The sequence below is a fragment of the Nocardia sp. NPDC055050 genome (assembly GCF_053608345.1).
In genome coordinates this window covers 19,772-32,317 of sequence record NZ_JBSGVG010000016.1, presented here as the reverse complement: position 1 = coordinate 32,317, position 12,546 = coordinate 19,772, and the positions used below count along the sequence as shown (strand labels likewise).

Here is a 12,546-nt window from a genome sequence, read left to right as displayed (position 1 = left end):
AACTGACGGCCGACTTATCAGCTCGCGGTTGCGACCGCCGACCATCCGGGGGGACCGACCGAACATGCCGCCCTCCGAGACGACCGTAGGCACCATGGACAACACGCGCACCCTCGAGCGCCAGCGTCACCTACCCGCCGGGAGCGACCCGGGCGTCCGGACCTGGCTGCGCACCGCAGGCGAGTTCGCCAGGAGCCCCGAGGGCCACGCTGCTCTGATGGGTTTCTTCGGCGCCATGATGATCACCTTCGGTGGCTTCGGTGCGGGGGCTGTTCGCAAGCGCGATCCGCTGCTCGAAGCGCTGCACCTGTCGTGGCTGCGATTCGGCCACGGATACGTGCTGTCGACGATCGTGATCTGGATCGGCGTGCTGCTGATGATCACGGCGTGGGTCCGGCTGGGTCGCACCACCATCGGCAAGGGCGAATCGACGGTCACGCTCAACGAGTTGCGGGCGATCGTCGGAATCTGGATCACGCCCCTGCTGTTCGCGGCGCCGATGTTCAGCCGTGACTCCTACTCCTACCTCGCCCAGGGTGCCCTGTTGCGTGACGGTTTCGACCCCTATCAGGTGGGTCCCGTCGCCAATCCCGGCGTGCTGCTGGACAACGTGAGCCCGGTCTGGACCACCACCACCGCACCGTACGGCCCCGTCTTCTTGTTGATGGGCCGTGCGATCACCTCGCTCACCGGCGAGAACGTCATCGCCGGGACCATCGCGCTGCGCGTCGTCATGCTGCCCGGACTGGCGCTGATGATGTGGGCGGTGCCGTATCTGACCAAGCATCTGGGCGGAAAGCCGACGGTCGCGCTGTGGCTGGCCGTGCTCAACCCGCTGGTGCTGGTGCACCTGATCGGTGGCGTGCACAACGAGATGCTGATGGTCGGGCTGATGTGCGCGGGCGTCGCGCTCGTGCTCGAACGCCATCATGTGGCCGGCATCGTGGTGGTCGCCATCGGCGTGGCGATCAAGGCGACGGCAGGCGTGGCGCTGCCGTTCCTGGTGTGGATCTGGATTCTGCACGAGAAGGAACGGCGAGCCGCCGAGCGGCGAGCCGCGGTGGATTCCGACGCCGCACTCGCCGAGGAACAGAAACACCCCGACGCTGCCAGACCGTCCGCGGACATGCCGCACCCGCTGTTCGTCTTCGCCAAGATCGCCGGTATCGGCGTCGGCGTGTTCGCGCTGGTGTTCGGCGCGGCGTCGGTGATCGCGGGAGTCGGCTTCGGCTGGGTCACCGCGTTGCAGGGCTCGAACAAGATCATCAATTGGCTGTCGCTGCCGACGATTCTCGCGCACATGGTCACCTGGGTGACCCCGCTCGATTTCAACTCCGTACTGGACGTGACCCGCCTGCTGTGCCAGATCGCCATGGTCGCGCTGCTCGTCGCGACCTGGTGGCGGTTCCGGCACAGTGAGCGCGAGGCCGTGATGGGCATCATCATCGCGTTCGTCGCGATCGTGCTGCTCTCCCCCGCCGCGCTGCCCTGGTACTACTCGTGGCCGCTCGCGCTGGCCGCCGGGTTCGCGATGTCGACCCGCACGTTGATGTGGCTGGTCGGGATCTGCACGTGGCTGATGCTGGTGTTCCAGCCCGACGGGTCGATCGGCCTCTACAACTTCTGGCATGTCGCGCTGGCGACCTTCGCCGCCGTGGTCGCGGCGGTGTCGCTGCGCACCGTCGATCCGCTGCATCTGCGTTCGGCCGGTTCGAAGGCCGTTGCCACGGAATCGGCGCCGCCAGTTCGAGCATGAGCCCTCGCGCGCAGAGGCTTCGACGCGACACCGTGAACGTTCCCGGAGATGCCCGACCGCTGACCAGCGAGCTGGATGCGGCCTACGCGAGTTGCCGGCGGATCGCCGCCGAGCACGGGCGCACCTACTACCTGGCCACCACACTGCTCTCACCGGAACGTCGGCGAGCGGTACACGCGCTGTACGCCTTCGCCCGGATGGTCGACGACATCGTCGACCATGCCGACAACCCCGCGCGCGTCCTCGACCCCCGCGACGGCGCCCGGCACAGCCTCGCCCCGACCCACCTCGTCGCCGGCGGACGCGCCCCTGCGCGGCTCACCACGACCCAGCGGCACGTGCCGAGTGAACCCGCGCAGGTCGTCGACGTCTCCCCCGCCCAGCACCTCGACCTCGTCGAGAAACACCTGCGACTGGCCCTCGAACACGGCGACATCGACAGCACCGACCCGCGCCGCCGCCAGATCATCACCGCGGCCGCGGACACCATCAGCCGCTACGACATCGCGCACACCCACCTCTGGACATTCCTCGACGCCATGCGCATGGACGTCCCCGGTACGGCCACCCACCGCACCCGCTACGCCACGATGAGCGAGCTCCGCGAGTACATGCGCGGGTCCGCCGCCGTCATCGGCCTGCAGCTACTGCCGGTCCTGGGCACCGTCGTCCCCGTCGCCGAGGCCGAACCGGCCGCCGCTGCCCTCGGCGAGGCCTTCCAACTCACCAATTTCCTGCGCGATGTCGCCGAAGACCTCGACCGCGACCGCGTCTACCTGCCCACCGACGAGCTGACGGCGTTCGGCGTAGACGAAGCCCACCTGCGCGACTGCCGTCATCGGGGCCACACCGACGCACCACTGCGGCGCGCGCTGGCCCACTTGATCGCCGTCAACCGCGACATCTACCGGCAAGCCGTCCCCGGCATCGCCCTGCTCGCCCCCCGCGTACGCCCGGCGATCACCACCGCGGCCATCCTCTACGCCGAAATCCTCGACCGCATCGAAGCGGCCGACTACCAGGTCTTCACCACCCGGGCCACGGTCCCCCGCCGTCGCCGGATCCTGGTCGCCGCCAAGGGTTTCACCGGCGGCTAGTTACCGCGGTTCGCTCGCGACGGCCACTGCCCGCGGCCGCGCGCGATCCTGCGGTGTGACGATCAGAAGGGTTCAGCGTGCGCGCGGCGAACTACCTCGCGGGCCAATTGCCCGTGTAGAGCGTCCACCGGGCGCCCGGGCAGGGAAGGATCGTCGGTGTAGAGCCAGCCGAGGATGTCCTCGTCGGTGTACTTGGCGTCGCGCATGACGGTGATCACGCCGGGAAGCATGCGGACGATCTCGTCCTCGGAATCGAAGAAGCGGGACGGAATGCCCACGACGCCGTGCCGGCGGATCGCGAGGATCTGGTGGTCACGCAGCAATTGGTGCACCGAGGTGACCGGGACGCCGAGTATATCGGCCGCCTCGGGAAGCGAGACGATGGTTTCGGTGTCGGGCAGCACGTCGTCGCTGCAGGGGAAGGCACTCACTCCCACAACGGTAGTACGTGTCAGCGCGCACGCATCGTCTGGCATGCCCACACCACCCGGTTACCATCGTGGTGGCCGCACACGGCGGCCGGTTGAATGCCGGAGGACATCACTTGATCGGCCAGATGCTGGAAGGGCGCTATCGCATCGATGCGCCGATCGCTCGCGGCGGGATGTCGATGGTCTTCCGCGGGACCGACACCCGGCTCGATCGCCCCGTCGCGATCAAGGTGATGGACCCGAAGTTCGCCGCTGACCCGCAGTTCCTCAGCCGTTTCGAGTTCGAGGCCCGGGCGGTGGCCAAGCTCAAGCATCCGTCGCTGGTCGCCGTGTACGACCAGGGCGTCGATGGCGAATACCCGTTCCTGATCATGGAACTGGTCGAGGGCGGCACGCTGCGCGAGCTGCTGCGCGAACGCGGGCCGATGCCGCCGCACGCCGTGCGCGCCGTGGCCGAGCCGGTGCTGCGCGCGATCGGCACCGCCCACGACGCAGGCCTGGTGCACCGCGATGTGAAGCCGGAGAACGTGCTGATCTCCGACGCGGGCGAGGTGAAGATCGCCGACTTCGGCCTGGTCCGCGCCGTGGCCGCGGCCAACACCACCTCCGCGAGCGTGATCCTCGGCACGGCCGCCTACCTGTCCCCCGAGCAGGTCACCACCGGTACCGCCGATGCCCGCAGCGATGTGTACTCCTTCGGCGTCCTGATCTTCGAACTGCTCACCGGGCGGGTGCCGTTCACCGGCGACAACTCGCTGTCGGTGGCGTATCAGCGGGTCGAGAACGATGTGCCCGCCCCGAGCAACTTCATCGGTGGCGTACCGCCCGAATTCGACGCGTTGGTCGCCAAGGCCACCTCCCGCGACCCCGCGCAGCGCTTCGCCGACGCCAACGAGATGGCGGCGAAACTGCAGACGATCGCGATGGAACTGAATCTGCCGCCATACCGGGTGCCCGCACCGCGCGATTCGGCCGAACATCTCAGCGAGAGCTATCAGACCGGCGCCGCGCATCATCCCGGCGAGCGCCCGGCAACCCCGCCGCCGATGGCCGCGCACCATTCCCCCGCGCCCGAACCGCACCACACCCGGGTGGTCACCGCACCGCGCCCGCGCCCGGAGGAGTACGCCCCCGCACCGGCGGCGAGCGCGTTCGGCGGTGGCGACGATCATTCGCGCCGAACAGGTTTGGTGTGGGTGGGCATCGTCACCGCGCTGACCCTGCTGGTCGGTATCGGCGGCTGGTGGCTCGGCGTCGGTCGCTACACCGCGGTGCCGCCGATCGCGGGCATGGACTCCCAGCGGGCCGTCGCGGTCCTGCAGGAAGCCGGTTTCGAGACGGAGTTGCGGCAGAAGGCCTCCGACACGGTGCCGGTGGGCGGGGTCGTCGGCTCCGAGCCGTCGGCCGGGTCGCGGGTGACCAAGAGTTCCACGGTCGCGGTGCTGATCTCCAACGGCAAACCGCGGGTGCCCGATATCAAGCCCGGCGACCAGCTCGCCGCCACCAACCAGGCGATCCGCGATGCCGGTTTGCAGCCGATCGACAGCGGCGAGGCGGCCAGTACCGCGCCGAAGGGTTCGCTGGCCAAGGTGGAGCCGGCGCCCGGCACGATCCTGCCGATGGGCGCGCAGGTGAAGGTGTACCGCAGCAAGGGCTCCCAGCCTGTCAACGTGCCCGATGTCCGGGGCAAGACCGCCGAGGAGGCTGCCGCCGCGCTGACCACCGCGGGCCTGGTCGTTCGCGACACGCGCGTGCAGTTCGACAAGAGTGTCGAAGGCGACAAGGCGATCGCGACCGAGCCCGCCGTCGGCACCACCCTGCAATCGGGCGACACCGTGACGCTGATCGTGTCGAACGCGGTGAAGGTCCCCAACGTGATGGGTCAAAGCGTCGGCAACGCCCGCTCCAAACTGCAACAGCTCGGCCTGCGGGTAGAGGTCAAATCCCTCACCGACTCGGACAGTTCCCTGGTCATCGGCCAGGTGCCCGGCTTCAACTCGAATGTGGAGGCGGGCAGCGTCGTAACGCTCACCGCCCTGCCTTGAAGGGGCAAGGATCCCGAGAAGGACAAAGAAAAACCCGGGCGCGGTCCCCGCTGACCGCCCCGGGCTCGTCCCGCTGATTCAGCGCAGCATTTCCGCGACCAGGAACGACAGTTCCAGCGATTGCTGGGTGTTCAGGCGGGGATCGCAGGCCGTTTCGTAGCGGCCGCCCAGGTCGAGATCGGAGATGTCCTGGGCGCCGCCGAGGCACTCGGTGACGTTCTCGCCGGTCAGCTCGATGTGCAGGCCGCCGGGGTGGGTACCGAGGGCGTGGTGCACCTCGAAGAAGCCCTGGACCTCGTCGACGATGCGGTCGAAGTGGCGGGTCTTGAAACCGGTGGACGACTCATGGGTGTTGCCGTGCATGGGGTCGCACTGCCAGATGACCTGGTGGCCGGTGGCCTGCACCTTCTCGATGATCGGGGGCAGCACATCACGCACCTTGCCGTTGCCCATGCGGGCGACCAGGGTGAGCCGGCCGGGCTCGTTGTTCGGGTCGAGCCGCTCGACGTATTCCACGGCCAGTTCCGGCGTGGTGGTGGGCCCGATCTTGAGCCCGATCGGGTTCGCGAGGAGTTCGGCCAGCGCGATGTGGGCGCCGTCGAGCTGACGGGTGCGCTCGCCGATCCACAGGAAGTGCGCGGACAGGTCGTAGAGCAGCGGTTCGCCGGTCTCGGACTCGCTCAGCCGCAGCATCGCGCGCTCGTAGTCGAGGACGAGCGCCTCGTGCGAGGCGTAGATACGCGCCGTCTTCAGGCTCGGGTCGTTGACCTGGCAGGCGGCCATGAAGCGCAGACCGCGGTCGATCTCCTCGGCGAGGGTCTCGTAGCGCGCGCCCGCGGGCGACTGGGCGACGAAGTCACGGTTCCAGTCGTGCAGGCGGTGCAGGTCGGCGGTGCCCGCGCTGGTCAGGGCGCGAACCAGGTTCATCGCGGCGCTGGCGTTGGCGTAGGCACGGACCAGACGCGACGGGTCGTGACGACGCAGGGCCTCGTCGGCGACGAGCGAGTTCACCATGTCGCCGCGGTAGGACTTCAGGCCCAGCGAGTCGGTGTCGGACGAACGCGGCTTGGCGTACTGGCCCGCGATCCGTGCCACCTTCACCACCGGCATACTCGCGCCGTAGGTGAGTACCACGGCCATCTGCAGCAACGTGCGGATATTGCCGCGGATGTGGGGCTCGGTGTTGTCGGCGAAGGTCTCCGCGCAGTCACCGCCCTGCATGAGGAACGCCTCACCGCGCGCGACAGCGGCCAGCTGCGCCTTGAGGTCCTCCACCTCGGCGGGCAGGCAGATCGGTGGCACGCTCTCCAGCACGGTGCGCATGGTGGCGGCCTCGTCGGCGTCCCAGGACGGCTGCTGCAGAGCGGGCCGGGCCAGCGCGGCATCGAGGCGACCACGCAGCTCTTCGGGCAGCGGCGGCAGTTCCGGCAAACGGTCAATGGGTACGTCGACGGTCCAGGTCACCAGATCAGAATACGACCCGCGCGTCCGAGCGACTATCCGGCGTACCCGCGAAGCCACCGCCGACCCGTGCGAAGCACGCACAGGACGCCCACATAGGGTTTCGTCGACCCGTCGTGGGGTCCATCGCCCGTCGCGCCGGAGCCCCACGAGCAACCCACCGGCACGAAGAGGCGATCTCCCTGCGATATTTCTACGATTCGGAATTCATCGAGGATGGGGTGACGATCGACCTGATCTCGATCGGCGTCGTCTGTGAGGACGGGCGCGAGTACTACGCGGTCTCCACCGAATTCGATGCGAAGCGGGCCGGGCCGTGGGTGCGCAAGCATGTGCTGCCGAAGCTGCCTGCCGCCGGGTCGCCGCTGTATCGCACCAGGGAACAGATCCGCGACGACCTGTTCAAGTTCTTCCTGCCGCGCCCGAGCGTGCAGCCGGAGCTGTGGGCGTGGGTGTCCGCCTACGACCATGTGGCGCTGTGCCAGCTGTGGGGTGACATGACGGCGCTGCCCAAGGGCATGCCCCGCTACACCAACGAGCTGCGCCAGCACTGGGCCGCGCACGGCAGCCCCGACCTGCCGCCGATCCCGGACGACGCGCACGACGCACTCGCCGACGCCCGCCACAACCTGGCCAAGTTCGAGGCCATCGAGACATACCGGCGCACCCCGCGCCTGTAGAACACAGCGCCGGTAGGACAAAAGCGAAGACCCCGAGTCGAATTCGACTCGGGGCCTTCGTTGTTCGCGATGTTCGATCAGTGACCGAACGGCTCGCTGTTGTTCGCGATCGCCTGCTGCTCGGCGAGAACCGTGAGCATCCGGTGCTCCTCGTTCTCCTCGATCTCGGCCCAGGACTCACCCTCGGCCTTGGGATCGGCCTTGAGGAAGCTACCGGTGCCGGGCTTGCCCGCCGAACCGAGCTTGTTCATCTTCTTGGGCACCGGGGCGCCCTGGTATTCCAGCGGGATGGCGTGGCCGTGTGCGTCGACCCCGCCCAGCGGCTGGTGCACCTCGATGTACTCGCCGTGCGGCAGACGCTTGATCACACCGGTCTCGATACCGTGCTCGAGCACCGCCCGGTCACTGCGCTGCAGACCGATGCAGAACCGGTAGGTCACGAAGTACGCGATCGGCGGCAGCAGCAGCACGCCGATACGACCGATCCAGGTGGTCGCGTTCAGCGAGATGTCGAACTTCAGCGCGATGATGTCGTTGACACACGAGAGCGTGAGCACCACGTAGAACGCGATCGCCATGGCACCGATCGCGGTACGCACCGGCACGTCGCGCGGACGCTGGAGCAGGTTGTGATGCGCCGAGTGGTCGTTGGTGAGGCGCTTCTCGATCCACGGGTAGGCGATCAGCAGCGTGAACACCAGGCCCATGATCAGCGCGACCCAGACCACGGCCGGGACCGTGTAGCGACCGAGGTAGAGCTCCCACGGCGGCATCAGACGCGCCAAACCGTCGGTCCACATCATGTAGAAGTCGGGCTGTGAACCCGCCGAGACCTGAGAGGGGTTGTACGGGCCCAGGTTCCAGATCGGGTTGATCTGCAGGACACCGCCCATGATGCCGACGATGCCGAGGGTGAACGCGAAGAACGCACCCTGGTCGGCGGCGAACACCGGGATGATGCGCGCGCCGACGACGTTGTGCTCGGTGCGGGCCGGTCCGGGGAACTGGGTGTGCTTCTGGTACCAGACCAGCGCGACGTGCGCGCCGATCAACGCCAGGATGATGCCGGGCAGCAGCAGCACGTGCGCGATGTAGAGGCGCGGGATGATGATGTCGCCGGGGAAGTCGCCGCCGAACATCAGCCAGTGCATCCAGGTACCGATGACCGGCAGGCTCATGGTGATACCGCCGAACGCGGCACGCAGGCCGGTGCCCGAGAGCAGATCGTCGGGCAGCGAGTAGCCGAAGAAGCCTTCGAACATCGCCAGGATCAGCAGCAGCGAGCCGATCACCCAGTTCGCCTCACGCGGCTTGCGGAACGCGCCGGTGAAGAAGATGCGGAACAGGTGGATGATGATCGACGCCGCGAACAGCAGGGCCGCCCAGTGGTGGATCTGCCGGACGAACAGACCGCCGCGCACCTCGAAGGAGATGTTCAGCGCGGTCTCGTAGGCCCGCGACATACCGACGCCGCGCAGCGGCTGGTAGGCGCCGTCGTAGACCACGTGGGTCATCGACGGGTCGAAGAACAGCGTCAGGTACACACCCGACAGCAGCAGGATGATGAACGCGTAGAGCGCGATCTCACCCAGCAGGAACGACCAGTGGGTCGGGAAGACCTTGTTGATCGAACGCTTCATGAACGCGGCGGCGCGGTACCGCTCGTCCATCTCATTTGCCTGATTGGCCACAACGCTCATGAACGACGCTCCCAGAAGGCCGGGCCGAGCGGCTCGATGAAGTCGCCCGCGGCGACCAAATAGCCCTCGGAGTTGACGGTGATCGGCAGCTGAGGCAGTGCGCGGGCGGCAGGACCGAAGACCGGCTTTGCCCACTCGGTCGCGAGGAACTGCGACTGGTGGCAGGGGCACAGGATCCGGTTGGTCTGCTGCTCGAACAGCGAGGTGGGGCAGCCGAGGTGGGTGCAGATCTTCGAGTAGGCGAAGTAGTCGCCGAAGTTGAAGCTCTCCTGGCCCTTGCGCTTGATCGCCTTCTCGGCGTCTTCGGTGCGCAACCGGATCATCATGACCGCGTTGCGGATACCGCGCAGCGACTCGAGCGTGGCGTGCTCATCGCCGCGCCACTTCTCTTTCCACGGGAACACGGTTTCCATCGAGCCGGCGTCCAGGTCTTCGGGACGCACCAGCACGATGTCGCCGGGGCGACCGGTGTCGCGGCGGATGTAGACGGTCTCGCCCGGGTAGTCCGGGGTCCAGCCCGAGACCCACAGCGGCGACTTGTCGCCCTTGGCCCACGGGTTCTTCACCATGCCGCCGACGAACACCAGCAGTGCGCCGATACCGAGCACACCGACACCGGCGCCCGCGGTACCGAGCATCATCTTGCGACGACCGAGGGTGGAGGTGTCGAGCGCGTCCTGCAGCTCGGCCGCGAGGGTGCGCCGCTCGACCTCGTCGGAGGGGCCGTCGTGGCGCTGCTGGATCGAGATCTCGGCGGGGATGAACCGCTTGCGGATCAGCACCACGGCGACACCGATGACCAGCACCGAGATGCCGAAGGTCAGGCCGACGAGCGGGGTGAACAGCGAGTAGGCGCTGTGGCCCTCGTCGCCGTAGCCCTTCCACTCCCACGGCCAGAACAGGAAGACACCGATGAGCGCGGCGGCGGCGAGGCCGGAGATGGCGAACCAGAACGTGACCGCACGTTCGGCGCGCTTCTCGGCCTTGGTGCCCGGCACCGGCCACCGCTCGTTGCGGTAGACGACATCGACGTCGTCGCGATTGGTGCCGAGCTCGACCAGCTCGTCACGCGACATCGCGTCCAGTTCGTCTTCGGTGGGTTCGCGACCCATGTCGCTGTGCTCCTGTCCACTCATGGCTGCATCCAATTCGTCATGCTCGGGCACGCTGCGTGGTTACGCTGCGCTGCCGCCTCCGCGCACTGACCGATCATGACCGCGATCCGATCCACATCGCGGCGCCGACCACGGCGGTGATGCCGATGACCCAGATCGCCAAACCTTCGGTCGCCGGACCGAACCCGCCGAGATCCCAGCCGCCGGGCGACTTCTCCTCGGCGGAGTTCTTGACGTAGGCGACGATGTCGCGCTTCTCCTCCGACGTCAGCTGCCGGTCGGAGAACTTGGGCATGTTCTGCGGGCCGGTGACCATCGCCTGGTAGATCTGCTGCTCAGTGGCCTCGGCCAGCGGCGGCGCGAACTTGCCGCCGGAGAGCGCGCCACCGCGACCGGTGAAGTTGTGGCAGGAGGCGCAGTTCATGCGGAACAGCTCCGAGCCACGGGCGATGTCGTCGCCGCGCAGCGACTCCTGGGCGATCTCACCGTTGGCGTCGCGGATCACCGAGGGGCCACCGCCGTTGGCGGCGACGTACGCGCCGAGCGCGTCGGTCTGGTGCGCGTCGAACTTCTCCGGCTTGCGCAGCGCCTGGGCACCGTTGGCGGCCATCGGCATGCGGCCGGAGGAGACCTGGAAGTAGACCGCGGCCTCGCCGACGCCGATCAGGCTCGGACCACGGTCGGCGACACCCTGCAGGTTCGCGCCGTGGCACGTGATGCAGGAGGTGTCGTAGAGCTGCTTGCCCTCGCGGATGAGCGCGGACTGGTCCTCGTGCGCGGTCGCGACCTGCGCCTGCGGGGTGAGCGCGGTCGCCAGGAAGCCGGCTCCGACCAAGCCGATCATCAGCGCGAGAGCACCCGCGATACGACGACGGGCGCGGCGCTGCTTACGCGCCTTGGCGGCCTGTGCGTCCTGCCCGGCGCCGGGGCCGGCGGGCTCTGGGGCCGACGGGGGAGATGAACTCATCTGTGTCCCTTTGGAGTAGACGGAACCGACTTGTGCAAATGCTGTGCGCGCCGCGCGCTATCGGACGAAGTAGATCGTGGCGAACAGCCCGATCCAGACGATGTCGACGAAGTGCCAGTAGTAGGACACCACGATCGCGGCGGTGGCCTGGGCGGGGGTGAACTTGCTCAGCGTGGTGCGGACGAGCAGGAACACGAACGCGATCAGACCGCCGATCACGTGCAGACCGTGGAAGCCGGTGGTGATGTAGAAAACCGAGCCGTACGAGCTGCCGGCGATCGAAGTTCCCTCCTCCACCAGGTGGTAGTACTCGTAGCCCTGCCCGGCGACGAAGAACGCGCCCATCAGCAGGGTGATGCTGTACCAGCGACGAAGGCCGAACACGTCGCCCTTCTCCGCCGCGAACACACCCATCTGGCAGGTGAACGAGGACGCGATCAGCACGGCCGTCACCGGAATCGCGAGCTTCATGTTCAGCTCGGTCGGCTCCGGGGGCCAGTTCCCGTGCGCCTGCGCGCGAGCAACGAAGTACATGGCGAACAGCCCGGCGAAGAACATCAGCTCGCTCGACAGCCAGATGATGGTTCCGACGCTGACCATGTTGGGCCGGTTCAGCGAATGCACACGCTGAGTAATGGCCGATCCTGGGGTGCCTACTGCGGTCGTCACGGGGTAAGTATGACTCTTCGTAGTACGACACATGTACCCGGGTACGAAAGTTTGTGGCGCCAGTCGGAAAACCCACGCACAGAGGGGGTCTACGACTTCCGTCGGCGTGTTGGCGACGACCGCGCGACAACTCATTGTGACAGCGTTGGATGTGGATAGGCTGAGACGAGGAGGCGGCGATGGTCGTGGTGCGGATGTGGCGGCGGCTGTTCGGTGGGTCGGCGCGGGAGTTGGACCCGGGGCGCGACGATCTTGTGGTGGTCGCGTCGAGTTTCGACGATGTCGAGGCTTGTTCGACGGCGCTGGATCGGGCGAGCGAGCTGGATCGGGAGGCCGATGCGGTGTTGCGCCACCATCTGCGGCTGCCCGCCGGGCAGATCGAGGCCGCGTGCGAGATCGCCGGGTATGACGGATACGAACGCGCCGAGCCCGCCGCGCCGGCCGCGGACCTGGTCCCGATCATCCTGCAGCGGGTGCAACGGCTCGATCCGCTGACCTGCTCGCAGGAACGCTCGCGGATGGCCGGGCTCGCCCAGCGCCACGACGGCGTCGCCGACGGCTGGGACGCGCTGCAACCCCCGCGCACCGCCCCGTAAACTTTGCCCGACGGCGCAAAAGACCTTGC

11 protein-coding genes are annotated in these 12,546 nt (G+C 67.8%); 5 read left to right on the top strand and 6 right to left on the bottom strand.

Annotated features, from left to right (window positions below; all coding sequences use genetic code 11):
- Positions 1-94: 94 nt before the first annotated feature.
- Positions 95-1,756 carry an alpha-(1->6)-mannopyranosyltransferase A gene (locus ACWGCN_RS18570; RefSeq protein WP_378660424.1) on the top strand — a complete coding sequence of 554 codons (1,662 nt, stop codon included), beginning with the start codon at positions 95-97 and terminating at the stop codon, positions 1,754-1,756.
- A 32-nt stretch (positions 1,757-1,788) separates the two neighbouring features.
- Positions 1,789-2,853 (top strand): phytoene/squalene synthase family protein, encoded by a 1,065-nt coding sequence (locus ACWGCN_RS18565; protein WP_452458756.1) that lies wholly within the window; start codon positions 1,789-1,791, stop codon positions 2,851-2,853.
- Positions 2,854-2,915: 62 nt separating this feature from the next.
- Here the strand turns inward: ACWGCN_RS18565 and ACWGCN_RS18560 are convergent, their stop codons facing one another.
- On the bottom strand, positions 2,916-3,284 hold the full coding sequence (locus tag ACWGCN_RS18560; protein WP_379312815.1) for an Rv2175c family DNA-binding protein: 369 nt from the start codon (positions 3,282-3,284) through the stop codon (positions 2,916-2,918).
- A gap of 125 nt (positions 3,285-3,409) precedes the next feature.
- Here ACWGCN_RS18560 and pknB point away from each other — a divergent pair, with 125 nt between their 5' ends.
- Positions 3,410-5,329 carry a Stk1 family PASTA domain-containing Ser/Thr kinase gene (gene pknB / locus ACWGCN_RS18555; RefSeq protein ID WP_378992680.1) on the top strand — a complete coding sequence of 640 codons (1,920 nt, stop codon included), beginning with the start codon at positions 3,410-3,412 and terminating at the stop codon, positions 5,327-5,329.
- Between the two features lie 78 nt (positions 5,330-5,407).
- Here the strand turns inward: pknB and ACWGCN_RS18550 are convergent, their stop codons facing one another.
- Complete coding sequence (locus ACWGCN_RS18550) at positions 5,408-6,793, bottom strand: class II 3-deoxy-7-phosphoheptulonate synthase (protein ID WP_452458757.1); 1,386 nt, start codon at positions 6,791-6,793, stop codon at positions 5,408-5,410.
- A 179-nt stretch (positions 6,794-6,972) separates the two neighbouring features.
- On the opposite strand from ACWGCN_RS18550, the gene ACWGCN_RS18545 reads away from it, so the two are divergent.
- A complete protein-coding gene (locus ACWGCN_RS18545; protein WP_378992678.1) occupies positions 6,973-7,470 on the top strand; it encodes a polyadenylate-specific 3'-exoribonuclease AS in 498 nt (165 codons plus the stop codon).
- 77 nt (positions 7,471-7,547) lie between these two features.
- Here ACWGCN_RS18545 and qcrB read toward each other — a convergent pair whose 3' ends face one another.
- The 4 genes from qcrB to ctaE form a co-directional block, all read right to left on the bottom strand.
- On the bottom strand, positions 7,548-9,170 hold the full coding sequence (qcrB, locus tag ACWGCN_RS18540; RefSeq protein WP_378992549.1) for a cytochrome bc1 complex cytochrome b subunit: 1,623 nt from the start codon (positions 9,168-9,170) through the stop codon (positions 7,548-7,550).
- A complete protein-coding gene (gene qcrA, locus ACWGCN_RS18535) occupies positions 9,167-10,306 on the bottom strand; it encodes a cytochrome bc1 complex Rieske iron-sulfur subunit (RefSeq protein WP_378992547.1) in 1,140 nt (379 codons plus the stop codon). Before qcrA ends, qcrB begins: the two co-directional genes overlap by 4 nt.
- Positions 10,307-10,379: 73 nt before the next feature.
- Positions 10,380-11,252, bottom strand: coding sequence for a cytochrome bc1 complex diheme cytochrome c subunit (gene qcrC / locus ACWGCN_RS18530; protein WP_452458758.1), 873 nt, complete (start codon positions 11,250-11,252; stop codon positions 10,380-10,382).
- Positions 11,253-11,309: 57 nt separating this feature from the next.
- A complete protein-coding gene (gene ctaE / locus ACWGCN_RS18525) occupies positions 11,310-11,921 on the bottom strand; it encodes an aa3-type cytochrome oxidase subunit III (protein ID WP_378712418.1) in 612 nt (203 codons plus the stop codon).
- 179 nt (positions 11,922-12,100) lie between these two features.
- Here ctaE and ACWGCN_RS18520 point away from each other — a divergent pair, with 179 nt between their 5' ends.
- Complete coding sequence (locus ACWGCN_RS18520) at positions 12,101-12,517, top strand: hypothetical protein (RefSeq protein WP_378992545.1); 417 nt, start codon at positions 12,101-12,103, stop codon at positions 12,515-12,517.
- Positions 12,518-12,546 lie beyond the last annotated feature (29 nt).

Bases quoted from the DNA above. Each gene is read 5' to 3' on its own strand.
- ACWGCN_RS18570 (WP_378660424.1), top strand. From the start codon at position 95: ATGGACAACACGCGCACCCTCGAGCGCCAGCGTCACCTACCCGCCGGG.
- pknB (WP_378992680.1), top strand. From the start codon at position 3,410: ATGCTGGAAGGGCGCTATCGCATCGATGCGCCGATCGCTCGCGGCGGG.
- qcrB (WP_378992549.1), bottom strand. From the start codon at position 9,170: ATGAGCGTTGTGGCCAATCAGGCAAATGAGATGGACGAGCGGTACCGC.
- qcrA (WP_378992547.1), bottom strand. From the start codon at position 10,306: ATGAGTGGACAGGAGCACAGCGACATGGGTCGCGAACCCACCGAAGAC.
- qcrC (WP_452458758.1), bottom strand. From the start codon at position 11,252: ATGAGTTCATCTCCCCCGTCGGCCCCAGAGCCCGCCGGCCCCGGCGCC.
- ACWGCN_RS18520 (WP_378992545.1), top strand. From the start codon at position 12,101: ATGGTCGTGGTGCGGATGTGGCGGCGGCTGTTCGGTGGGTCGGCGCGG.